This window comes from Runella salmonicolor, from assembly GCF_024158025.1.
GTDB lineage: Bacteria > Bacteroidota > Bacteroidia > Cytophagales > Spirosomataceae > Runella > Runella salmonicolor.
Genome location: NZ_JAMZEL010000010.1, coordinates 183,829 through 208,739 on the forward strand (window position 1 = coordinate 183,829; position 24,911 = coordinate 208,739).

21 protein-coding genes are annotated in these 24,911 nt (G+C 45.2%); 12 read left to right on the forward strand and 9 right to left on the reverse strand.

Annotated elements, in window-relative coordinates:
• The first annotated feature begins 6 nt into the window (after positions 1-6).
• Complete coding sequence (locus NCI00_RS21475) at positions 7-2,985, forward strand: SdrD B-like domain-containing protein (protein WP_253531034.1); 2,979 nt, start codon at positions 7-9, stop codon at positions 2,983-2,985.
• A gap of 77 nt (positions 2,986-3,062) precedes the next feature.
• On the opposite strand, the gene NCI00_RS21480 is transcribed toward NCI00_RS21475, so the two are convergent.
• A complete protein-coding gene (locus tag NCI00_RS21480) occupies positions 3,063-3,668 on the reverse strand; it encodes an aminotransferase class IV family protein (RefSeq protein WP_253531036.1) in 606 nt (201 codons plus the stop codon).
• A complete protein-coding gene (locus NCI00_RS21485; protein WP_253531040.1) occupies positions 3,646-4,653 on the reverse strand; it encodes an aminodeoxychorismate synthase component I in 1,008 nt (335 codons plus the stop codon). Before NCI00_RS21485 ends, NCI00_RS21480 begins: the two co-directional genes overlap by 23 nt.
• A gap of 129 nt (positions 4,654-4,782) precedes the next feature.
• Between NCI00_RS21485 and NCI00_RS21490 the strand changes: the two genes are divergently transcribed.
• The 3 genes from NCI00_RS21490 (at position 4,783) to NCI00_RS21500 (ending at position 7,418) form a co-directional block, all read left to right on the forward strand.
• On the forward strand, positions 4,783-5,808 hold the full coding sequence (locus tag NCI00_RS21490; protein ID WP_253531043.1) for a BamA/TamA family outer membrane protein: 1,026 nt from the start codon (positions 4,783-4,785) through the stop codon (positions 5,806-5,808).
• Between the two features lie 97 nt (positions 5,809-5,905).
• Positions 5,906-6,604 (forward strand): TIGR04283 family arsenosugar biosynthesis glycosyltransferase, encoded by a 699-nt coding sequence (locus tag NCI00_RS21495; protein ID WP_253531044.1) that lies wholly within the window; start codon positions 5,906-5,908, stop codon positions 6,602-6,604.
• A 100-nt stretch (positions 6,605-6,704) separates the two neighbouring features.
• The gene (locus NCI00_RS21500; RefSeq protein WP_253531045.1) at positions 6,705-7,418 is read left to right on the forward strand and encodes a hypothetical protein; all 714 of its coding nucleotides are present in this window, start codon (positions 6,705-6,707) and stop codon (positions 7,416-7,418) included.
• 32 nt (positions 7,419-7,450) lie between these two features.
• Here the strand turns inward: NCI00_RS21500 and NCI00_RS21505 are convergent, their stop codons facing one another.
• Complete coding sequence (locus NCI00_RS21505; protein ID WP_253531046.1) at positions 7,451-8,398, reverse strand: hypothetical protein; 948 nt, start codon at positions 8,396-8,398, stop codon at positions 7,451-7,453.
• Positions 8,399-8,508: 110 nt separating this feature from the next.
• Here NCI00_RS21505 and NCI00_RS21510 point away from each other — a divergent pair, with 110 nt between their 5' ends.
• The 4 genes from NCI00_RS21510 to NCI00_RS21525 all read left to right on the forward strand — a co-directional run bounded on the left by NCI00_RS21510 (position 8,509) and on the right by NCI00_RS21525 (position 13,945).
• On the forward strand, positions 8,509-9,873 hold the full coding sequence (locus NCI00_RS21510; protein ID WP_253531047.1) for a dipeptidase: 1,365 nt from the start codon (positions 8,509-8,511) through the stop codon (positions 9,871-9,873).
• 175 nt (positions 9,874-10,048) lie between these two features.
• Complete coding sequence (locus NCI00_RS21515; protein WP_253531048.1) at positions 10,049-11,581, forward strand: glycosyltransferase family protein; 1,533 nt, start codon at positions 10,049-10,051, stop codon at positions 11,579-11,581.
• A 111-nt stretch (positions 11,582-11,692) separates the two neighbouring features.
• Complete coding sequence (gene fbaA / locus NCI00_RS21520) at positions 11,693-12,772, forward strand: class II fructose-bisphosphate aldolase (RefSeq protein ID WP_166560832.1); 1,080 nt, start codon at positions 11,693-11,695, stop codon at positions 12,770-12,772.
• A 90-nt stretch (positions 12,773-12,862) separates the two neighbouring features.
• Entirely contained in the window at positions 12,863-13,945 is a 1,083-nt protein-coding gene (locus tag NCI00_RS21525) for a GNAT family N-acetyltransferase (protein ID WP_253531049.1), read from the forward strand.
• A 3-nt stretch (positions 13,946-13,948) separates the two neighbouring features.
• Here the strand turns inward: NCI00_RS21525 and NCI00_RS21530 are convergent, their stop codons facing one another.
• The 5 genes from NCI00_RS21530 to NCI00_RS21550 form a co-directional block, all read right to left on the reverse strand.
• Positions 13,949-14,704 (reverse strand): LytR/AlgR family response regulator transcription factor, encoded by a 756-nt coding sequence (locus NCI00_RS21530; protein ID WP_253531052.1) that lies wholly within the window; start codon positions 14,702-14,704, stop codon positions 13,949-13,951.
• A gap of 46 nt (positions 14,705-14,750) precedes the next feature.
• Positions 14,751-15,746, reverse strand: coding sequence for a sensor histidine kinase (locus NCI00_RS21535; protein WP_253531055.1), 996 nt, complete (start codon positions 15,744-15,746; stop codon positions 14,751-14,753).
• Positions 15,747-16,018: 272 nt separating this feature from the next.
• On the reverse strand, positions 16,019-16,411 hold the full coding sequence (locus NCI00_RS21540) for a T9SS type A sorting domain-containing protein (RefSeq protein WP_253531057.1): 393 nt from the start codon (positions 16,409-16,411) through the stop codon (positions 16,019-16,021).
• Between the two features lie 49 nt (positions 16,412-16,460).
• Entirely contained in the window at positions 16,461-16,868 is a 408-nt protein-coding gene (locus tag NCI00_RS21545) for a T9SS type A sorting domain-containing protein (protein WP_253531059.1), read from the reverse strand.
• 31 nt (positions 16,869-16,899) lie between these two features.
• The gene (locus tag NCI00_RS21550; protein ID WP_253531062.1) at positions 16,900-17,289 is read right to left on the reverse strand and encodes a T9SS type A sorting domain-containing protein; all 390 of its coding nucleotides are present in this window, start codon (positions 17,287-17,289) and stop codon (positions 16,900-16,902) included.
• Between the two features lie 906 nt (positions 17,290-18,195).
• Here NCI00_RS21550 and mnmA point away from each other — a divergent pair.
• Entirely contained in the window at positions 18,196-19,299 is a 1,104-nt protein-coding gene (mnmA, locus tag NCI00_RS21555; RefSeq protein WP_114068919.1) for a tRNA 2-thiouridine(34) synthase MnmA, read from the forward strand.
• A 70-nt stretch (positions 19,300-19,369) separates the two neighbouring features.
• Here mnmA and NCI00_RS21560 read toward each other — a convergent pair whose 3' ends face one another.
• On the reverse strand, positions 19,370-20,611 hold the full coding sequence (locus NCI00_RS21560; protein ID WP_206023367.1) for an anthranilate phosphoribosyltransferase: 1,242 nt from the start codon (positions 20,609-20,611) through the stop codon (positions 19,370-19,372).
• A gap of 545 nt (positions 20,612-21,156) precedes the next feature.
• Between NCI00_RS21560 and NCI00_RS21565 the strand changes: the two genes are divergently transcribed.
• The 3 genes from NCI00_RS21565 to ntrB all read left to right on the forward strand — a co-directional run bounded on the left by NCI00_RS21565 (position 21,157) and on the right by ntrB (position 24,858).
• Positions 21,157-22,701: an alginate export family protein gene (locus NCI00_RS21565; RefSeq protein ID WP_253531065.1), complete on the forward strand. Its 1,545-nt coding sequence runs from the start codon at positions 21,157-21,159 to the stop codon at positions 22,699-22,701.
• Positions 22,702-22,828: 127 nt separating this feature from the next.
• Positions 22,829-24,034: a CmpA/NrtA family ABC transporter substrate-binding protein gene (locus NCI00_RS21570; RefSeq protein ID WP_253531067.1), complete on the forward strand. Its 1,206-nt coding sequence runs from the start codon at positions 22,829-22,831 to the stop codon at positions 24,032-24,034.
• 41 nt (positions 24,035-24,075) lie between these two features.
• A complete protein-coding gene (ntrB, locus tag NCI00_RS21575) occupies positions 24,076-24,858 on the forward strand; it encodes a nitrate ABC transporter permease (RefSeq protein WP_253531069.1) in 783 nt (260 codons plus the stop codon).
• Positions 24,859-24,911: the final 53 nt, after the last annotated feature.

The window sequence follows — 24,911 nt, forward strand, 5'->3', positions numbered from 1 at the left end:
TTAATTATGACTTATAGTGTAGATTGCCGAGCTCAAGTGAGCGGTACAGTCTTCTATGATTTTGACGCAAATGGCATCCAAACACTCGTATCTCCTACCGAAGCGGGAGTAGCCGCCGTTGGGGTACGAATCTTTGTGAATGGTAATAGCCAGCCCTTCGTTACTCATACCGATACGGCTGGTCATTATGCTTTTACGAGCCAACAGGCACCTATGGGTACCGCTGTCAGGGTAGAGTTTTTTAATCTACCCGAGACATTTTCCGTTAGTTCAACTGGCCCTCAAAAAGGCACGGAAGTCCAATTTGTGCAAGCCCCTGCATCCAATGTCAACCTTGGTATTTTCAACGATGATGAGTTTTGTGGTGTCGCCAGTGAGGTTTCGGTCGTTACGGCCTGCTACACCATGGGCGATCCTCTCAAAAATGGCAGCGCTAGCGATGACCCCGCCCTGGTACTGTTTGGTTACGATGCTGATGGTGAAGGTGGAACGCCGTCGGGCCCCCCTATGGAAAAACTGACCGATGCTGCCACAATCGGATCAACTTGGATTTCAGCCTATCAGCGCTCATCCAACACTTTACTCGTGGGGGCCATCACCCGTCGTCACGTAGGCCTCGGCCCACTGGGTACAGGCGGTTTCTACTCCGTTGATCTCAAAAACCGAACAGTCTCTAATTTTATTGATGTTAAAACCATCGGTATTGATACTGGCCCTGACCCACACATTGACCCCACTACGGGGCTCAATATACTCCCTGCCGACAAACTAGCCCGCAGCCGCGACTCACTTGCGTTTCATGTAGCAGCGAAGGTGGGAATGGGTGGCTCTCAACTATCTGTTTATCAGGATACTTTATTTTTAATTAATTTATACGATAGAAAACTATACAGTTTTTCGGTTCAGAAACCGCTAAAAGCTCCCGCCAACATCGCAGAGGCACAAACTAAGTCTTTTCAAATCCCAAACCCTGGCTGTTCAAACAATGAATTTGCGCCTTGGGCACTTAAATATTACCGTGGTAAGCTCTACGTAGGAGTGGTATGTACGGCAGAAACCTCGCAAAAGAAAAGCGATTTGAAGGCCGCTATCTATGAATTTAACCCAAAAACTACCTCTTTTAGAAATATCTTTGAGTTCGGTTTGGACTACCCTCGTGGCTCTATTGACAATACGCTAGGATGCGACACAATCAACGGATGGCAGCCTTGGACCAACGCTTTTCCTAAACAATGCAACTATCCAGCAGGGGCTCCCGATCCAGTTTCGGCATTTGCCATTTATCCACAGGCTATTTTATCTGATATAGAATTTGACGATGATGGCTCATTGCTTATCGCCTTTATGGACCGACTTGGCCTACAAACGGGACAAAATCAACCTGGTATCGCCATTGATGATACCTTAAACTATTACGGGTTTATGAGTGGCGATATGGTGAGAGCCCAATACAATGCCGATGGAACCTATACTTTAGAAAACAATGGTAAATCTGGTAATTTACAAGGTTACGGTGTCAATACTAATTCAGGTCCCGGCGGGGGGGAATTTTTCGGCGAAGATTACTGGCTCAATAGCAGTAACGAAGTAGGACACCAAGAAATTACCAACGGAGCGTTGCTTAAAATGGCGGGTATCCCAGAAGTACTGGTTTCGGCCATGGACCCCATCCATGGTGTGTATTTGTCCACTGGTTTTCTTGCATTTGATACCAAAACTGGCAAACGAAACCGAAGCTTTTCTGTTTATTCACTCAGCCCTGGCTCATTGGGCAAATCTGGTGGCGTAGGTGACTTAGCGAGAATTTGTGCGCCCGCCCCGCTCGAAATCGGGAACAAAGTATGGCTTGATTTCAACAAAGATGGCATACAGACGCCCAACGAAGTGCCGCTTGACAATATTATTATCACCCTCCACGACATGCAAAACGGCGGGACTGAAGTAGCCCGCGATACCACAGCCAACGGCGGACATTATTATTTTAATGACACAAACGTAACGGGTGGGTTGAAACGAAAACACGCCTACGAAATTCGGATTGATCTGAATCAGAAAATTCCAACTTCGGTACTGGACACCATCCCCGCCAATGACGGGCTTCAGGGGCAAACCGTCAAACTGATTGATACCTTAACGATTTCACCACTACGGGTAACGGGAGATACCCAAAATTTCCTTCGTGATTCTGATGCTGAACTCAACAATGATTCGACCCAAATAGTAGTAAAAGTAACGACAGGCTATGACTCCCAAAATAACTACACTTTTGATATTGGAATGACAATTGAAGAAAAAATTGATCTGGAAATCAAAAAACGCGTTATCGGAAATTGTGTACATGAAGTAGGCGATGAAGTTAGGTTTGAAATAGTGGTTCGAAATGCCGCTATGACTTCAGCGGCCATTGCCGATAGTGTGATGATTGCAGATACTCTGGTTAGCAATCTGAGCTTCGTCAGTTTCAGCGCAAGCAAAGGAACCTATAACCCATCAACACACATCTGGGGACCGTTCTCAATGCAGCCTGGCGAGTCTGACACCTTAACCATCACGGCTAAAATCAATAAAACTAACGGCTTCAAAGGTGGTTTTTTGAGCAATCAGACCGAAGTTATCAAGGCCATAGGAATCGATGTAGATTCTGAGCCCAATAACTCTGATAAGACCGAAGATGATTATGCCATTGCCTACGTAAGTGTACCACTACCCATTTGTACATCCCGCAAAGACACCCTGATTATAAAGGTCCCTGATGGTTTTACTTCTTATCAATGGTTTAAAGATGGGGTCGAAATCACAGGAGCCACTGCCCAAACTTTGCCAGTACATGAACCTGGAAGCTACACTGTTAAAGTCGATTCGGGCCAATGTCCAACCAACAACTGCTGCCCGATTGTAGTTAGAGAATACTGCGAATGTCCCGAAAACACGTGTGTTCCGATTATTTTGAAAAAAATAAAAGCATCGCAAAGTACTTCTCCTTAACTAAATCAAAAGCGAAGCGAGACTTACTGTAGTGTATAAGTCTCGCTTCGCTTTTACTTATTCTTGATAAACGTTACTCAAAAACCAATTTGACCGATTTCAATCACAGGAGTAGACTCAAAATCCAGCATGGCATTAATCAACCGAAGATGGGTAAATGCGACCAAATCCTCTACCCGAATTTTTTGTTCAACAATCACCCCTTCTCGTAGCAACTGTGCCCGTTTTGTTCCTTTTAGCAATGGCTTATCGGGAGTAGCCCATTGGCTGCCATCCCAAAACACCACGTTGGCATAAGAGGTATCAGTGATTAAGCCTTTCTTAACGATCAAGACATCATCGGCCTTGCCTCGTTTTTCAAAATTTTGTTGAAGGGCCACTCGGTTTTGAAATTTAAACCCATATTCAATCACATCATCGACGACCAAAAGCAGGCTTTCAATCACGCGGGGCTGATAAGCCTCAAATTCAATTTTTTCAATCTCACGGCCGTACGTTACCCGGCATTTATAAAGGCCTTGGGTTGCTTCTTCCGGAATGTCAATCAACTTATTCAAATCCCACTCTTTTGTTGCTTCAAAACAATCCCGACGCGTACGATTAAGCCGTTCGTTATGATACAAAAGGTTTGACAATTGTCCGTCGGCCAGACGAATTGTTTCAATACATGGGGGTAAATTCATGGGCAAGGGGTAAATAAACTTTGTCAATCACTTCGCGATATTCTGAGTGCGCTTCGCTACGGGCGGTAAGGCCGCCACCGCTTTTAAAAACCAATTGATCATTTATTTTTTCAATAAATCGAATCAAGACACCACTGTCTAGGTTTTCGCCGTCAAAAACACCCGCCACTCCCGTATAATAGCCTCGTTCATAGCCTTCTGCCTCCTGAATTATTTCAAGCGTACGGGGTTTGGGCGCGCCGCTGATAGAGCCAGCGGGTAACAATTTAAACAACCAATCACCCAAGGTTTCGCGCCAATTATCGGGCATTGTTCCCGCAATTTCGGAGCTTACCTGCAACAACGTTTTTTGGTTGGTTTCAATTTTATCGATAAACCGATAGCGCTCTACCCATACTTTTTGGGCCACCATGCTCAGGTCATTGCGAATCAAATCCACAATCGTAGCGTGCTCGGCAGCTTCTTTTACATCCGCCAATATCCGTTCTTGCGCCAAAGGCAAATCAGCATCAATGGTGCCTTTCATCGGAAAAGACGCCACGCGATTGCCGCGAACTTGCACAAAAATTTCGGGAGAAAAACACACAAATTTATCACGCCACCACAGCCGATATTTTGCTTTTGTCTGGTTAAAAATTGTCATTAAATCCAAATCAGTCGTTATTTCCGTACATACCGACAGATTTACCAAAAACGAATTGCCTCGTTTTATCTGGTGAAGGACAAAATCAAATTTAGGGGAATACTGCTCAAATGAGAGTACACTTTTGTGGAATTGGGCGCGGGGTTGAGCGGATTCCCCTTTTTTGGGGGTGTTGGTCAGGCCGTTGAATTCGTATAGCAACTCCTCGGCATTTACTTCATCCAAGCGTAAAACGACGGGTTGTTGGGCTAAAAAATCAAGGATAAACAAAAACGGGATGCGCGCACGCCCGTATTCGTTCATTTGGTAGATGGCTTCTGGTGGGGGGAGAATTGGTATCATTTCGCCACAAAATTCATAACTTTCGTCAGCTTGTTCACGTTTATTAAAGAAATTTTAACCGTTTTGGCACGTCAAAAATTCCAGTCAAGAATACTCGTTACGTTATTACAAACCCTTTTGCTGGGGTGTATGCTTACGCAAAAGGCTTTTTCTCAGCAAAAACGGTTGAGTATTTTGCCATTTCCGGCGGTGTATTATTCGCCCGAAACGCGTTGGGCCTACGGCGCGGCCTTGACCGCTACGTTTCGTTTCAAAAATGACTCCCTTCAAGCTCGTCCTTCGCAAATGAGTTTGGGCATTGTGTTTACCCAAGAGAAACAATCGCTTTACTATTTACCGTTCCAGTTGTTTCTCAAAAATGCGGGATATTATTTCAACGGCGAACTGGGATTTTATAAGTACAACTATTATTACTTCGGCATTGGCAATCAATCCGTGCCGAAGGAGCTTTTCGGGGTTGATTTTCCGCGCGTTAGGCTTAATTTTTTTAAAAAAATCTATCCTCATTTATACCTGGGCGTTCGGTATCAATACGAAGATTATCGCATCACTCAAACCATTCCTAACGGCGAATTTGCCAGTGAGCGCGTTCCGGGTACGCCGCGCAGTATTACTTCGGGAGCGGGACTAGGACTATTTTACGACACACGGAACATTGTTTTTTTTCCGTCAAAAGGCATTACGGCCGACATTGCTTATTTCAACAATGCCCCTTTTTGGGGTGGGAATGCACTTTTTAACCGCTTGACGGGCGATTTTTCAGGCTACCAAACCTTACTTAAAAAAGTGGTTTTGGCAGGAAATCTGTTCAGTAGTTTTACGTGGGGTAACGCCCCTTTTAATATGCTGTCTGAACTCGGTGGCGGCAAACGAATGCGCGGGTATTATCAAGGCCGCCTCCGCGACGACAATGTTTTGCTGGCTCAGGGCGAAGTACGTTTCGGTATTTTCAAACGCTTCGGTGGCGTATTTTTTGGGTCAACGGCGGTATTGGGCAACCAAAAAGACATCATTCGGTGGCATGACCCTAAGTTTGCCTACGGCACAGGAATACGTTTTACGGCCAATCGCCGCGACCACCTCAACATTCGGCTTGACTATGCCATTGGCCAAGACGGCGGCAATTTTTATTTCACCATCGGCGAAGCTTTCTGACAATGTCTAATCCACAAAATTTGCAAAGCAGCCCAAAACCAATCAGTTGAGTAAAAACAAACCCATTCAGTATAATCAACAGAAACGTTAAGATTTTATGCTTATATCGGTCATTATACCAACGTTCAACGAAGAAAAAAACATTACAAAACTAGTAAAATACCTCCAAGAAGAGGGCGGGGTAGCATTGGCCAATATCATCGTAGTCGACGGCGGTAGCGAGGACAAAACCACCGAGATGGCCAGAAAGGCAGGTGCAACCGTTGTGATTTCACCCAAAAAAGGCCGCGCGGCTCAAATGAACTACGGAGCTAGTTTTGCTACGGGCCAAATTTTGTACTTCATTCACGCTGATGCACGCCCCCCAAGCGGTTTTGTCAACGATATTCAGAGCGCCATACGCCAAGGTTATCAATCGGGCTGCTATCGTTTCCGATTTGATTCTGACAAAACACTGCTCAAACTCAACAATTATTTAACACGTTTGAACATTCTTACGGCGCGTGGCGGCGACCAAACCCTGTTTATCACTCGCCCGTTGTTTGATGAACTCTACGGTTTTGATGAATATTATGTCATCATGGAAGAATACGATTTGTTGCGCCGGTTGTGGAGAAAAAACAGGGCCGCGTTTAAAATCATCCCCAAAGAGGTTTGTGTATCGGCCCGCAAATACGACACCAACAGTTGGGCCCGCGTACAAGTGGCCAATCTGGTCGCCATGACCTTGTTTCGGTTGGGGGCCAAACCAGCCCGCATTGCTGCCACGTACAAAAAAATGCTTCATTACCAATAACATACACGCCAGTTGGCCACAGCTCCCGATAAATCAATTATCGCACGGCAGAAAGGGGTTTTTATTACATTTGTCTCCTCTACAAAAAAAACCAACCTTTATGCAAAAAACTACGTACCTGCTCACCTTAGCGGGCTGCCTTCTGCTAAGCTGCACGGCTTTTTCACAAGACTTTATTCCTGCTTATGACCGGTTTTCGGGCAAAGAAACATCCTACATCACCCTCGAAAACGGGACCAAACTAGAGGGTACCCTCGAAGACTTAGACCGTCGAAAAGGACTTATCGAAGAAGTGGTTATTAAAGACGCCACTGGCAAAAAAATCACGCTCAAGCCCGACCAAATCAAGTCCATGTACCTAATGCCCAGTGGACTTTCGAAACTCTCGACCAATATGGATGTGGGCACAAAAGTAAAAAAATGGGATGCACAATACATTGATAGTGAAATCATTAAAAAAGGCTACGCGTATTTTGAGAAAGCGAAGGTTGTGCTAAAAAAAGACCAAGAAATGCTGCTGATGCAGTTATTAAATCCTGGATTCAATAGCAAAATAAAGGTGTTTCATGACCCCTTTGCGGCCGAAACCATGCGCGTGGGTTTTGGTGGTATGACCATGGCCGGCGGCGACGATAAATCGTATTATGTGCAGGCGGGCGATTTACCCGCCAAAAAACTCAAGAAGAAAGAATACGAGGACGAAATCAAGGTAATGTATGCAAGTTGCCCTGCGCTGGTAAAGAAAATCGGCGAAAAACTCCGCTGGTCGGAGTTTGCGAAGCACGTGTATGAGTTTTCGTTTGAATGTCCATAAAACAATGCGTAGAGACGCAACATATTGCGTCTCTACGTGGCCTCCACTATCTTTTTTTTGAGTTCATATTCTTCTATTTCTATCTGACTATCAACTTGTTGACACCGAACCACCAACATATCCAAAACCTGTCCAACTTGACTAAATGCCTTCTGAGCCCCCGCCAAAGAGCGATTAATCCGTTGTTGTACAATCCAGTCGGTAATCAGATTATCAAAAAACACATCCAAAAACCCTTCAACGCTCGTCAGCTCCACGTCCAAATCAAGCGATTGCTTTATGTCCGCCAATTCACGGCGAAATTTTAATTCATAATGCCGCAAAGAGCTTAGGGTTTTTCGGGCGTCACCCAAACGCTGCTGCTTTACATAGCTGCTCAACATCCCGCCCCCCATCACATCCCACGTACCCCAATTTTGGGTGCTTTTGAGTTGTCTAGTCAATAATTCCAAAATCTCTCGGTACAATTTTCCTGCTTCAAATGCCTCCGAGATTTCCAATTTCTGTTTTTTCAACGCTTGCCACTGCGTATGCCGTTGTTTTAATGCCTGAGCGGCTGGGGTAGGTTCGAGCAACAAAAGGGAAAGTTTGATTTCCAATTTTACCTCCAACATTTCTTCGGCTTCATGGATTCTTTGCATTCGGATTTTCAGCCCTTCTACCTCCGCTTCACTGAGCGCCAACGATTGCTGCGCTTCATCGTATTTCAACTGCGCCATCAGTGCCTCCCGACGTTCTTTCTCCAACTGTTGGTCTTTGTTTCCCAGTATCGAATAAAACAAACCCACCAACGAAAGGCCTTCCAGCGCCGTTATGTCGGCTCGTTCTTTCGCTAGTTGTTCTTCTAAATGAGCCAACTGCGATTTTTGATTAGCCATTTTTGCCTCCATTTCAATCAAACGCGCTTCAACCCACTGCTTTTCTGCAATTTGGGTTTGCAGGTATTGAAGTTCTTTGTTGAGACGAGTGTATTCTTCCATCTTGGTTATTTTTTTGCTCAAAATAACTCGTTTAAATCCGTTTACCCCGCTAACTTTGGGGCAAACGGATTCAACCAAAGAAGAACGGTCTTTTTATCTATTCAAACCAAATGAAAACATACATCGAACAAAACAAAGATAGATTTCTGAGTGAGTTGTTTGACTTGCTGCGTATTCCATCCGTCAGTGCTGACCCCAAATTCAAAGGCGATATGCGCCGCTGCGCGGAGGCCGTGAAAGAATCCATCCTGAAAGCCGGGGCCGACTTGGCCGAAATTCACGAAACTCCTGGTCATCCAGTGGTGTATGGCGAAAAAATCATTGACCCCGCCCTGCCCACCGTCCTAATCTACGGTCACTACGACGTACAACCCGCCGACCCGTACGAACTGTGGGAAACGCCACCTTTTGAGCCTACCATCAGAAATGAGCGCATTTATGCGCGTGGCTCCTGCGACGACAAGGGGCAATTTTATATGCACATCAAGGCCCTCGAAACCATGGTGGCTACTGGCTCGCTGACCTGCAACGTCAAAATCATGATTGAGGGCGAAGAAGAAGTAGGCTCCGACCATTTAGGAACTTTTGTACGTGAAAACAAAGAAAAACTCAAAGCAGACGTAATTCTGATTTCAGACACCAGCATCATTGCCAACGACGTGCCTTCTATCGAGGTGGGCTTGCGCGGACTTACGTATCTGGAAGTAGAAGTGACGGGTGCCAACCGCGATTTACACTCTGGAGTGTATGGGGGCGCAGTAGCCAATCCCATCAACGTGCTGTGTGAAATGATTGCGTCAATGAAAGACGAAAACAACCATATCACCATTCCTGGGTTTTATGATAAAGTACAAGAACTCAGTGCCGAAGAGCGCAGCCTGATGAACGAAGCTCCGTTTGACCTTGACGAATACAAGCGCGACTTGGCCATCGATGAGCTTGAGGGCGAGACGGGCTACACCACCATTGAGCGCACGGGCATTCGTCCTACCCTCGATGTAAACGGCATCTGGGGTGGCTACACTGGCGAAGGTGCCAAAACGGTGCTGCCTTCAAAAGCCTACGCCAAAATCAGTATGCGCCTCGTACCCGACCAAAACAACGACGAAATCCTTGATATTTTTACCAAGCATTTCTTATCGATTGCGCCGCCTTCGGTCAAAGTAGTGGTAAAACCTCACCACGGCGGACTTCCCTACGTCACCCCCGTAGATTCGGTAGAATACAAGGCGGCCGAATTGGCCATGAAAGAAGCATGGGGCGGCAAGCAGCCCGTACCCACACGCGGCGGAGGAAGCATCCCCATCGTGGCGTTGTTTGAGCAGGAATTAGGTGTAAAATCAATCCTGATGGGCTTCGGACTCGACATCGACGCCCTCCATTCTCCCAACGAAAGCTACGGACTTTTTAACTTCTACAAAGGCATTGAAACCATTCCTTTGTTTTTCAAATACTATACCAAATTGAAAAAATAGGGTTGTTCGGCAATACCTATCCCTTAGCGGGCTTTAAATATTTGCCGTTTATTTTTTCGTAAAAGTTAGGATTGACAGAATAGCTAGAGAATTTATTCTGTCAATCCTAACCCCTGTTATTAGTTTAAACTCAATACATTTTACCTCTTTGAAGCAGCCAAATATCCCAACTGTTATGAACTTGATTGCCAAACCTTACCAAACAAATTGGATTGTTTTTTGTCTGATTGCCTGTTTGATTATTGGAAGATGGCTCATTGTAAGCGAAGGCGAATACGACGAAGATGAAAGTACCTGGATTGCTTCGGCGCTCACGGTGTTGCAGTCGTCTGAAAAATGGTGGACCCTTTTCAACTACAGCGACAGCCGTCCTTTAACCGTATTACCCCTGGTGGCCGCTGGTTTGTTAGGTATAAAACAAGGGTATCTGATGGCCAAACTCATTGGTGTCTTGTTCTGGGCGGGGAGTGTCTTTTTTTTATTCAAAGCATTTTCAGTGTATATCAAGCCCAGTAAGGCGGTATGGTATATTTTGCCGTTAGCCCTATATTTCGGCACCACCTGGAACCCTGGCTTTGTCTCTTACAATTCCGAACACTTCTGCATCTTTTTATTGACCTTGGGTCTGTGGCTCTACTGTAAGTTAGAAAAGACAGGGCACCTCAATGCGTGGGAAACTTGCCTACTCGGGTTCAGTCTCGGGCTATTACCATTTGCTAAATTTCAGGCCATTCCTTTGGGGCTGGTGACGGCCGGTTTTGCGCTGGGCTTCTTCATTTACCAACGCCAATGGCGGTACGTGGCGTTGTTGACCGCTGGCGGAATTTCCCCGACGCTTTTGGTCAATATTTTCTATTTTCTTCACAACGATATTAATTCATTTTGGCAAGATTATTTCTGGAATCTTTTCTTTTATTCGTATACCACCACGTTTTCAAAAGTCCCGCTCAGTGAGCGTTTCAATTTGGGTCGAGGGCTTCATTTTATATTTTACAGCAAACACGTCGCTCTCTATTTTTTGGGACAATTTACCTTGATTGTCGGCGGGTTGATGAGTTTGATTATGTTTTCTCGAAAACAAACAAACACTCCTTTCCGACTGATTACTTTCGGCTTTTTGTACTTATTAGCCGCCATTTATGCCATACTGCAATCGGGCAATATGTTTATGCACTATCTACTTTTCTTGGTAGTACCGTTGCTGTTTCTGACCTTTGTCGTCGTGGAGTTTCTTTCCACTAATCCTACCTTTGGAGTACGTTGGTTGCTTTTATTTGCTGGACTTCAGAGCATTGCCAATCTGCTGTCGTACCAGCATATTTATCACCGGCAGCCCGAGTCTGCCATTACAGAAGCCCTGCAAAAACACCAACAAAAAGGGGATAAATTAGTACTGTGGGGATGGGCCGACCGCTTTTTTTTGAGTACGGGTATGCCGCAGGGAATCAGAACCGCTCACACCTTCAATGCCTATCTGCCAGGCCCGCACCAGCCGTATCGGCTGCAACAGGTCATCAAAGACATGGAAGATAATCGCCCTGCTTTATTTGTTGATATTGCCGTTCAACATTTATCGTCACAGTGCGACACTACCTACCGCCACTATCGTTTTCCAGCATTAAAGACATATATTTCACAGCATTACCAACTGGTTCAAACCGTAGACAGCGTTCTGATTTATCGAAGACGGGCGTCAACCTCAAAGTAATGGGTATGTAAAAAATTCCTCAAAATTTTGCTACTTTGCAAACTCAACCCACCTAAGTTGAAACATATCTTTGTTTAACTAAAATTTTTTCCCAAAAAAGACAATTTTACCATGAGCGAAATCATAACCCGCTTTAAATCAGGAGTAGTAACGGGCGAAGGTGTCAGTGAAATCTTCCGTCATGCCAACGAAAACGACTACGCACTTCCCGCGGTCAATGTCGTAGGTACCAACTCCATCAATGCCGTCTTGGAAACTGCCAAGAAAGCTAACTCCCCTGTCATCATTCAGTTCTCCAACGGAGGCGGTATTTTCTACGCTGGCAAGAGCCTTTCAAACGCCAATCAACAGGCCGCTATTGCAGGTTCTATCTCGGGTGCAATGCACGTACACCAAATGGCAGAGTTGTATGGCATTCCAGTGATTCTGCACACTGACCATTGCGCCAAAAAACTATTGCCTTGGATTGACGGTTTGCTCGATGCGGGCGAAAAGTATTTTGACCAATACGGTAAGCCTTTGTACAGCTCACACATGCTCGACTTATCGGAAGAGCCTCTTGAAGAAAATATCGAGATTTGCGCCAAGTATTTTGAGCGTATGGCCAAAATCGGCATGACCCTCGAAATCGAATTGGGCGTAACAGGCGGCGAAGAAGACGGCGTTGATAACTCCGACGTAGACAGCGCTAAATTATACACGCAACCCGCCGAAGTAGCGTACGCTTACGAAGAATTAAGCAAAATCTCTAGTCGTTTCACTATCGCGGCGGCTTTCGGAAACGTACACGGTGTATACAAGCCCGGTAACGTAAAATTGCAACCCATCATTCTGAAAAACTCACAGGATTATATTCAAGAAAAATACAACACGGGGGCGCTTCCCGTCAACTTCGTGTTCCACGGAGGTTCGGGCAGTACGCGTGAAGAGATTCGTGAAGCCATCCAATACGGTGCCATCAAGATGAATATCGACACTGATATGCAGTGGTCAACGTGGGAAGGAATCCTGAAATATTACAAAGACAAAGAAGGATACTTGCAAACACAGCTCGGAAATCCAGAAGGACCAGACTCTCCCAATAAGAAATATTACGACCCGCGCGTATGGCTTCGCAAAGGAGAAGAGAGCATGTCTCAACGCCTTATGGTAGCTTTCGAAGACCTAAATTGCATCAACAGATTGGTATAATTAATGGCGTGATTTTTGCACTAAAAAGGCGGTAGAAATTATTTTTTCTACCGCCTTTTTTCTTTTCTCAAATTTCATTTATTTTAGTGCATGAACGACCCCATACTCCAGTATTATTTACCCCATCAACTTTCTCCTAAACGACTCGACCGTTATTTGGCGTCAGGCTGGTTCCGGACGGTAAATATGCTGTTCAGAGCTAAGGTGACATGCTTCGACAACGACATTTGCGCGCCCATCAATATCCGCATAAAACTGTCAGAACACGAGCATTCTAAGCGTTTACGTAAGTTGTTGAGCCGCAATGAAAAGCTTTTTCGGCACGAAATTCGCAAAGCGACCATCACGCGGGAGAAAGAAGAACTTTTTCACCAGCACCAACGACGCTTTAGAAGTTTTTTGAGTAATTCTTTGGAGGAATTTCTGGTTTTAACGCCTCGTTTTGAAACCTACGAAGTGGCCGTTTACGACGACGACCGGCTCATAGCAATCAGTTATTTTGACCAAGGCGAAAACAGTTTGATGAGTTTGTTGGGGCTTTTTGACCCAGGGTATTCATCATACAGCTTGGGAATATATACCATGTTGCTCGAAATAGAATATTCCAAAGCGACCGACCGCCAATGGTACTATCCGGGATATGTTCACGAACGCCCTTCGATTTATGATTATAAACTTAGGCTTGGAAAAGCGGAAATTTACGACTGGAACACCAAGCGTTGGTTACGCCACGTTGACCCGCACAAACAACCCAACTGGGCCGACCACATCAAAAACCGAACCTTTGCCCTTGAGCAGGCCCTTGAAAGGGTAGGTATTGGATTTCAGCGAAAAGTGTACCTATTTTTTGGGTGGCACTATTTTAATTCTCTTTACGAGCAGCTTTTTCATTGCCCGCTGATGCTTCTTCTGCCCGATGGCCGGGCCGTGGCTTATGATGTTGAGAAAGACCAGTACATCTGTGCAAAGCTGGAAATTTACGTGCCTTTCAGAGACATCCAAATGACCCTAGCTCCTGATTTTGACCCTTCGATGCACCACATTGACGTAATGCGCGTGGTGGAAATATCGCACAAAACCTCCAGCGCCGCCGATATGAGTCGGTTTGTTTGGGATACTACTTTCCCGCATCAGGAAGTGAGTTGGTGGGTCAAAACCCGTTTGATGAATTAAGTTTTACATATCTAGCCACTTCTTGAATACTTCAGCTTTTTCTCGACTCACATAAATATCGTCATCTTCTCGGTGGCGAAGTTTGATTTTCAGCCGGCCGTTGAAATGAGGCTCGATGCGCTCGATAGACGGCAATTGGGCTAGATATTTGCGGTTGATTCGAAAAAAAAGCGCAGGATTCAGTTTTTGTTCCAGCTCATCAAGCGTCTCGTCTACGTAGTACTTTTTTTGTTCTTTCGTCACCAAAAACACTACCTTATCTTCGGCGTACAGATAGGCCACATCACTGGTTTCCACGATGTCGAATCGGGCACCCGCTTTCAGCAAAAATCGGGTTTTCCAATCCGTTTTTTGACTCAACAAGGCATCCAATGCTTTTCCGATTTGGGTCTGAGAAGTGGCCCCTTTTTGGGCTTTTAGCTTTTCCAGGGCGGCCTCCAATTCGTCTTTTTCCACGGGTTTGAGCAAATAATCAACGCTGTTTACCTTAAACGCCCGAATGGCGTACTCGTCGTAGGCGGTGGTAAAAATAATCGGCGCTGAGACATCGGCCTGTTGAAAAATCTCAAATGAAAGGCCATCGGCGAGTTGAATATCCATCAAAATTACATCGGGCTGCGGGTGTTCGTTCAACCACTTTACGGCACTACGTACGCTTTCCAACTTGCCCAGAATTTCGGCCGTCGGCTCCAGTGATTTCACCAATGATTCGATACGTTTGGCCGCCAACGGCTCGTCTTCAAGAATTAATATTTTCATTTCGAGAGAATAAATTCGTTTTATAAAGTTGATTCACAGCCCTTTGTTAAACAAAAGGAATCTTAACTTCAAAGATTTGGTCGTCTTCGATTACTTGCACTTTTTGGGAGGTAAGCAAGGCATAGCGGCTTTTCAAGTTTTTGAGCCCGATACCCGTCGAATCAAGAAACTGCTTGTTTTTGGGTTGGAAATTATTCTGCACCACCACACCATCTTGCACGGCGTAGACTTCTACTTTGAGGGGTTTCTCGGAAGAACATTCGTTGTGTTTTAGGGCATTTTCGACCAATGTCAGTAGCCCTTGGGTCACGATTTGCTGGGGCCATTCTTCCTTCGAGACGTCAATGCGGTAGGATAAATTATCCCCAAAACGCATTTTATGAATGAAAAGATAGGCTTCCACAATTTTTAGTTCCGTTCCCAAATCCACCGTTACACGGTCGTTGTTCTGGAGATTGTACCGAAAAACTTTGGAAAGCCTTTCTACCAAATTGACGGCATTTTCGGGGTCTTCGGGAATCAGCGCGCTCAAAATATTCAATGAATTAAACAGAAAATGCGGATTTACCTGATTTTTGAGCGTGTCGTATTCAGCCTTCAACAATGCCTGATTGAGTTGTTGTTCTTTCAACAGGGCGCTTCGCCAACGATCTACCAACGCCCGAATCATGTAAACCGAAGTAAAAGCAAACGTCATCAGAATATAAATCATTCCGCTCGATAAATACGCCCGCAAAGGATAGCGTTCACCTTTAAGCGTTTGCATCAAGAACATCATGCTGCTTCCCACCACTAGTGCCGTCATGACTACACACAACGCATAGACTCCGAGCGTTTTTTGGACACTCCAATCGGCTGCTTGTCGGATAAGCAACGGCATCAAATAACTCTGCACCGACCCAATCAGGAAAGAAGAAACCGTAATGGCAATCACCCAATCCCAGCGAATTTCTCCCGTTTTTAGGTTGGTATTCAAAAACAGGATAAGCAACGCGCTGACCGACCACGTAACTACTTCAACCCAATTTACTTGAATTTTCATGGAAGAATCACTTGAGAAAACATTCATTTAAAGCGAAAGTAAACGATTTATCTTTTTATTCATGGTCAGTAGGCATTAAAAGTTGGCCGATTAAGCATTTTACAAAACTTTTAATCATTTATAGCCTTTTAACTTCATCACAAAGAAAGCCCAAGCGGCACATTCCACGAATCAAATTCTGACCAAACAACGGATGACCAGAGTGAGACCAATAAAAAAGGCGATGCAAACGCATCGCCCTCTCGCAAGATATGATTGTTGGGTGCTGAAATTTACAAAACCGTCACTACGCGCTGGGTTTCAACTTTCTGAGAAGTCAGGTTCAGTTTTTTCACCACGCGGTCTTTGCCCGAAGAAATTTCCAACTGATACACGCCATCGTTCAAGTCTTTCACGTCGATTTTGGCGGCATACGCTGTTTCTTTTTTACCGATGGTTTCGGCAAAAAGCACTACTCCGTCGGTATTGCGCAAGGTGATGTATACTCGGTCAGTGGTGTTTTTCTTAACGGCCACCCGGAGGTTGGCATCAGCAGAAACGTAAGTACTTGATTCAAAAGTGGGTACGGGGCGATTATCTTTCGATTTTTCGTCGGTTGGGTGAGCAAAAGCGACCGTAGTACCAAGCGCCAAAGCGCAAACGAGTGATTTGATGATTGTTTTCATGATTTTTGTTTTTAAAAATTGGCTGTTGTAATTGATATAAAAAAGGGAACTAATTTACGGTAATGGAGCGCTGCGTTTCTATTTTAGAAGACGACAGGTTTAGGCGTTTTACTACGCGGTCTTTGCCCGTCGAAATCTCCAGTTTATACGCGCCGTCGGTCAAGTCATTGACGTTGATTTTGGCCGCGTACGACATTTCATTCTTGTTAATAGTTTCGCTGTAAAGAACCGTGTTGCTCGCATCACGAAGTGTGATGTACACTCTTTCAGGAGCATTTTTCTTAACCGCCAACCGAATGGCCGCGTCTTTGGTGATGTAGGCACTCGTTTCAAAAGTGATGGCAGTACGGTTTTCCGTTTTTTTGTTTCCAACGGCTGGGGTATTTCCAGGGTTGGCAACAACGGCGGTTGAGGCAAATGACAATGCACTTACGAGCAGTATGGCGAAGGATTTCATGGTCTTGATTAAATGGCTGTGATGTAAGTAATTATTTGTTTAATTGGATACTGCGCTTAACAGCAACCTCCTCCTGAGAAGACTTGATAATTACCTGCTTCTGAATCTTTTCGTTACCTGAAACAATCTCCAAAGTGTATTCTCCCTCTTTAAGATTGCTTACATCAAAGCGACCGTCAAATTTTTCTGATTTCTTGGTCATAAATTCTTCGTGGACTACATTTTTCTTAGCATCGCGCAGGATTATGACCGCATTTTGACCCGTGCCTTTGCGAACTGCCAACTGAATTTTGGCTTCTTTGGTCGTAAATACGCCTATTTGCAAAGGCTTGGCTTTTTTGTCTTCGGTTGGATCTGATGCAAAAGCAACGGATGAAGTAAGCGCTAAAGCGCAGGCGAGCGAAGTGATGAGTGTTTTCATGATGTTTTTGCTGTGTTGCGGATCGCCGCACCGTTTTGTTTTAAATTGGCTGTTGTAATTAATTTGTTTTCTAATGCTGTAAGGTACTCTAATGCTGAACTACTGATTATTTTTTAATGGCTGTTAATTACTGACGGTAAACGAGAACTTTTGTTAATGGCTGTTGGTATTTCTTTTCCTGAATGACGATACAAAGTTGCTTGTTTTATCTGGTACTATGCAATACAAAGTACATGAGAGGTACATAGACTGGATGAATGGCAAACTACCTTATGAACTTGGTTTGTGATGGAAGTGCGTAGAACAAAAAATTGTTTTCATGACTGTAAGAAAATGTTTTTAAGATGGCTGTTAGTGAATACTTGCGTTGGTGCAAAAGGTTACAAATAATTTTCAATGTATTTATTTCAAATGCTGTGCCAGACAAAATAAAAGTGACAAATACTTAATAATCAAATACTTATCGTTTTTTACTTTTTAAGCAACTGTCCGATTTCGAACATCCTATTCAACAATTTCGGACAATCCGCATTCTTTTAAATCAAGGTTAAACTTTGCTTTGCGACAAATACAACTTAATGATGCAAATGTATAATCAAACGTTGCATCAAAGAATAAAAAAGTGTTAAATCATCTTAAATAAGGGATGAAACGCACGAAATATCGTTCGGGACGTAGATAGCTTCGATTGAGAATTTGAAAAAATCTACAGTTATTGACATCCTAATCAACGTAAACGCCCGTCTCCACCAACGACTCTCTAAATTATCGGCTCACGGCTGAATGGATTTACTCAAAAATTTGTTAGTGAAAAATTGGCCAGATAAAACAGGCTAAAACAACAAGTAAAACAAATACATATCAAACCAATCATCGCGAGGCTTTGAACCTCGGTCAGATACAATTATGAGCAAACACGGACGCATTTTGGTCGCCATGAGCGGCGGCATCGACAGTTCACTGGCTTCAGTATTACTCCACGAACAAGGCTACGAAGTCATCGGCATGACCATGAAAACCTGGGATTATGCCGGTAGCGGAGGCTCCAAAAAAGAAACAGGCTGCTGCTCCCTTGATTCCATCAACGACGCCCGTACCGTGGCCGTTGAACTGGGCTTTCCTCATTACATATTAGACATCAGAACAGAGTTTGGCGATTACGTCATCGACCATTTTACGGGGGAGTACCTCGAAGGTCGCACGCCTAATCCCTGCGTTTTGTGCAACACCCACATCAAATGGGATGCCTTGCTACGCCGCGCCGACCGACTCGATTGTGAATTTATTGCCACTGGCCACTACGCCAATATGCGTCAGGAAAACGACCGGTTCATTGTGTCTAAAGGCGTAGATACGTGGAAAGACCAGAGTTATGTACTGTGGGGGGTGTCGCAGGAAAGCCTGTCGCGGACCAAACTTCCGCTCGGACACTTGCGTAAAACCGAAATTAGGGAAATGGCCAAAGAACGCGGGTTCATGGATTTGGTCAATAAATCAGAAAGCTACGAAATCTGTTTTGTGCCCGATAACGACTACCGGGGCTTTCTCAAACGTCGTATGCCTGAGCTTGAAAGCCAAGTAATGGGCGGCAATTACGTGATGCAAGACGGCACAGTCGTGGGCAAACATGAAGGTTATCCTTTTTACACCATCGGCCAACGCAAGGGCTTGGGCATTGCGCTGGGCTACCCCGTATTTGTGACCGAAATCCGCAAAGATACCAACGAAGTAGTTTTGGGCATTGACAAAGACCTCGAACGCGACGGCATGTACGTCTCAAAACTTAATCTTCAAAAATACGCCCGTATCGAAGGCCCGCTAGAAACCGTGACCAAAGTCCGGTACAAGCACGAAGGTACGCCCGCTACCATTATACAGGAAAGCGACGACCGCATTCAGGTGTTGTTTCATGACCCCGTCAGCGCCATTGCTCCCGGACAAGCGGCGGTTTTCTACGAAGGCGACGACGTAGTGGGCGGCGGCTGGATCAGCAAGAGCTTTCGGCAGTAAATCGAAAAAGAAGAAAAATAGATAGTAGACATTGGACTGTGGGTTAATCAATTGTCCAATGTCTACCACATCAATACCCAATCTGGCTTTCAATCCAATCTAAGCCACGCATATACAGGGCTTTGGCGTAGTTTACCCGGTTATCAAAATCGGCGTAATCAGTACGCCCGTTGTGCAAATATTTTCGAATCAAGGCAGCATTTATTTCGGCCGTAGGCGATGCTATTTCGTCGTCGGTTTCTGTGCGGAATTGTTCAAACGCGGGAAAATCATGCTCCAAACGGGTAAAAAATAAGTGACCGTTGGAATTACGTACCGCACACAGCAACCCGCTTGCTTTGGAAGTAGCAGGCGCAAGGCTGCCTTCCAGCCCGCGTTTCAGCACCATTACCCCGTCAAATCCTGCCATAAGGGCCAACTCCGCCATTTTCATCTGATACGTAATGTGAAATACCGACGTCACCAGAATACGGGCTCCGCAAGGGTTTAAGACTTTTTCGAGGGTGGCCAGAAACGGGCGCTTGATGGTGGTTCGGCGACGCTCCACCCAATTGTCCAACGGGGGAGATAATGCTTTTTGGTCAAGTACCCACCCAAACGTCGGGTTCATTTCCAACAACTCATGATTATCGGCCAGCAGCCAACTACCCAAATAAAGATATAGGTCATGGGAATTGAACGTATACTTCGGCCCCGAAGAGCGTCCGATGGCCGTGACGGCGTTGTAATTTCGTTCCTGAAAAAAATACGCCAGCAACGGAGTTATCATGTATGAATGTTCAACACCGTCGAAAGGCTCCGCCAATTGAACAATCGGAAATTTCGTTTTGACGTGCCGTTGAAAACCCGGCGCGTACGTGCTCATAACGGCATTGTGCAAGCCTTGGTATTCGTCATTTGTTTCATACCGAACCCGCAAAATGCTGACTGCCATCCCCCGAAACGTTTCGCACAGCTCGTCAGACATCAGGAAGTCGCCCAACTGATGCGCCTCCGATACTTGTAACGATTTACCGTTCAACAACTTTACGCCAATCGGAAACAGGTGCTGAGGTAAATCAGGACACAGCTTGTTGAGAAAAAAAACGGGATTAGCAAAGGCGTGCTTGCCAATGTACGCTTCCAGTTTGAGCTCTGCCTCCGTGGGGCCTTTCATCATCAATGCCCCAAAAAACGCTCCTTTCTGTAGGTCATTGGCCTGGCCGCTCTGCAACTCCTGCAAACACTCGTCTACCAACTCTGAAGAGAGTGGCTTGCTACCATGCTTGCCAATACCCGCCTGCTTAATTCCTTTGGCAAGCGCAGTATTCAAATTGTATTTTATAGCGAAATTAAGATCCGTCACAATTACTTAAAAATTACTTAGTTTAAAAAAACTAAAATTTCAACTTTTACAACTTTCAAACCTAAAAATAGTACTTTTTAAAAGAAACTTTTATAAAAAATAAAGAACTTTTAGATTTTAACCTAAAAAATGAATGTAATATTTGGAGAAAGTTCATTTTCAGCATACCTTTAAGTAAAATTATTAAGCAGGCAAGAAAGGCAAATATTATTCTGATAAAAATCAAAAGTAAATGTATAAACTTTTCTAATAATCTTTTTTTAAAGAACTATATTTTTTGATTAAGTTTTTTACAGGAATTTACCTTTACAGAAACACCTCTTTTTTAAATAGTACTTTTTAAAGAAATACATTCATTCCCACCTCATAAACATCGGTAGCTCTTACGTAAACTTACAGCAGCGTTGGCGGACGCTCGTTGGTAAGGAAAAAGAAAAACCCCGCAGAATGGCGGTTCTGACGGGGCTATTAGCAGTTTTAAATTAGGGATTAACTTAAAACATTACAAATTTATGAAAAAACCATTACACGTCAAGTGCTTTGGCGCGGTTCTTTTAATCTTTGCATTAAGCAAAACTACTCATGCGCAACTTTCGTTGCAGGGTCAACTCCGAACACGGACTGAAATTAGGGATGGAGTAGGCAACCTTCCCAAAGCGGGGGCAAAGCCCGCGGCCTTCACTTCTCAGCGCACCAGCCTTATCTTCGGCTATAAATGGGATCGACTAACGTTTGGTGTAAACGTTCGGGATGTAAGGGTCTGGGGTCAAGATGCCGCTTCTATCAATAACACCGACGGCTCAAAGTTATTTTTGCACGAAGCTTGGGCCGAAGTGATTTTGGCCAATAGCGCCGATACCACCCTCAAATTCAAGGCTTTCGACAACTTATCTCTTAAAATAGGACGTCAGGAATTGATCTATGACGATGTACGTTTGCTCGGCAATTTGGACTGGCTCCAGCAGGGGCGGCGCTTTGACATGGCCCTGCTCAAAGCCATGAAAAACGGCTGGCAAATCGACTTAGGCGCGGCTTTCAACCAAAATTCCGACGCCTTTGGCCGAGCGGGCACTTTCTACGCGGCAGGCAATGTCCCCGCCACGATCGCCAATTCTAAAGGTGCTTTTGTGAGTATTCCGACCGATTTTATTCCGACTTCAGGCAAAGGTGGCGCACCGGTGTTGGCGTCTCCGCTCAGCACCAACGGCCAAAATCAAATGTTCAAATCCATGCAAATGCTTTACGTAAGCCGTAAATTTGGACAAACAAAATTCTCGGGGCTTCTCTTCAAAGACGATTTTCAGAAGTACCGTATAGACAGCCTCGGTAGCACCGCCAACGGCGTAGTGTATGGCCGCCGGTACGACGTAGAGGGCGTTAATAGTCGCATTACTTACGGAGCCATGCTCACAGGATTGATTGGAAATGCTTCTTCAAAATTAGGTAAAATTGCTTGGCAGGCGTTTGCATACAAGCAGGGCGGCAAAAATCGCGACGGCCAAAGCCTGAGCGCCTATCACTACGGGGCCAACGTTTCGATTCAGAAAGGCAAATTCTCCTTTGGGCCAGGCTATGAAGTACTTTCGGGCAACAACACCGTTTCGCCCGACGGCAAAGACCACCGGTTTGACCCTCTGTACGGCACTCCGCACAAACACTGGGGCTACATGGATTATTTTTACGTAGGTACTGGTGCACCCGCTGGTGGTTTAGGAAATGCTTTCTTCAAGACAAAATACGTGGCTAATCCTAACCTATACTTTACCTTCGACATTCACAATTTTGCCTTGGCCAATGACATGAAAAACGGTTTGGACGCCGCAGGTGGCAAAATCAGCCGTCAGTTGGGTAACGAATTTGATTTTATCCTCAACTACAACCTCAATAAGTTTACCAACGTAGAATTGGGCTATTGCTACCTAAAAGGCTCCAACAGCCTCGAATATGCGAAATTGGGAACGATGGACAAAGCCAAACACGGTGCCAATTGGGCCTATTTGATGCTCAATATTCGCCCCGATTTCTTCTATTCAAAACCCGTAGCGATTAAACAATAACTACGGCAGTACAGACTTGCTAAGTTTCAAAAACTTGGCAAGTCTTATAAAATCACTTAATCAATTTCACCAAAAGCAATTTACGCGGCCAGTGGCCTAGCGTCTGCTCTACCCATGTCTTTATCCAATGAAAACTACCTATAAAATTATTCTCGCGCCGTTGGCCGCCCTTATTTTGATGGCCGGAATGTCGATGCGCAAAGCGGTCTTGCCCCAAGTAAAATTAGGTTTTATTCCCCTCACCGACTGCGCTCCGTTGGTGGCAGCCAAAGAGTTGGGTTTATTTCAGAAATACGGCGTCGATGTGGTTCTTTCCAAAGAAGCCTCTTGGGCCAACATTCGCGATAAAATACTCAACGGCGAACTCGACGGGGCGCATTGCCTCTTTGGGATGCCTTTCTCCGTCTACACTGGCTTGGGCGGAAAAGCAGGCTCCGAAATGCAGATTGCGATGGTTTTGAACAACAACGGCCAAGGCATCACACTTTCCAAAGATTTTTGCGGACTGGTAGGGTTCAAAGAAATGAACAAAGTCGCCGCCGCCGTCAAGCAAGTACAAGCCCGCAAAGAAGTAACTTTTGCCATGACTTTTCCAGGCGGTACGCACGATATTTGGCTTCGCAACTGGATGGCCGCCGCAGGTATAAACCAAAAATCAGTGGGGATTATCACGATTCCGCCGCCGCAAATGGTGGCTAATATGCGCGTAGACAACATGGAGGGGTTCAGCGTGGGCGAACCTTGGAATGGAATGGCAGCCGCCCAAAATATCGGCTTTACGGAGATTGCCAGTCAAGATATTTGGAAACACCACCCCGAAAAAGCGTTGGTTGTCAATAAGCAATTTGCCGCCAAAGAGCGCGAAAACCTCAAAAATATCATGAAAGCCGTCTTGGAAGCCTGTCAGTGGCTCGACAACATGGGCAACCGCAAAAAAGCGGCGGGCTGGCTTTCCAAACCTTATTACGTCAACGCCGCTTTGCCCGTCATTGAAGCCCGTTTGCTGGGTTCCAACGATTTAGGTTGCGAATTGGGCGTTCAGAAATACAAAGACGATTACATGACTTTTTACAATAAAGGGTTTGTCAACACGCCCCGCAAAGTACACGGAATGTGGTTTTTGGCGCAGTACGTTCGGTTCGGAATGTTGAAATCCAACCCCGATTTTAAGGGTATTGCCGAAAAACTCATCTTGGACGACCTCTACGCCGAAGTAGCCCGCGAAGCCAAAGTCCCCGTCATGACCGACGACATGAAGGCATTCAAAACCACTTACGATGTGATGTTTGACCCTGGCAACATCCCTGCGTATCTGGCTTCTGCAAAGAAATAATCATGGTATATCATTGAATATCAACCATTAAAATTACGAAAATGAAGAAATTACTCAATCTACAAACCTACCTCCCATTGTTGTTTGGCATCGGAAGTGCGGTCATTTTAATCGGCGCTTGGTGGGGCATTTCTCTCCTTACCAACCGCGAAATCCCGTCGCCTCTGATGACTTGGTCGGTCTTTAATGAAATGCTCGCCACTCCTTTCTACGATTATGGACCCAACGACAAAGGCATTGGAAATCAATTGGTCAGCTCACTTATCCGCGTATTCAGCGGCTTTGGATTGGGCAGCCTCGTAGCCATTCCTCTTGGGTTGCTTATCGGATCCAGCAAAACAGCCTTCCGACTCATCAATCCGATTATCCAGATTTTGCGCCCAGTATCGCCGTTGGCGTGGTTTCCTTTGGGATTGTTGGCGTTCAAAGCCGCCGAGGGTGCAACGATTTTTATCATTTTTGTCACCAGCGTATGGCCCACATTAATCAATACTGCCTTTGGCGTGGCCTCAATTCCACAAGACCACAAAAACGTGGCGAAGGCTTACGGCTTTTCCCGTTGGAAATACATCACCAAAGTCATCATCCCGTTTGCTTTACCGCACATTATCACTGGGTTACGCCTAAGCATCGGCGTGGCGTGGATGGTGATTGTGGCAGGTGAAATGCTCTCTGGAGGCGTCGGAATTGGCTTTTTTGTGTGGGACAGTTGGAACGCGCTCAGCTTAGAGAAAATCCTCTCGGCCATCTTAATCATCGGTACGGTGGGATTACTGCTCGACAAGGGCTTTGATTGGCTTCAAAAACGATTTGCATTTGCTTAATAAATGGAAGTTGGTGGTCAGTGACGGGTGCTTAGTAAATTACATTTCAAAAG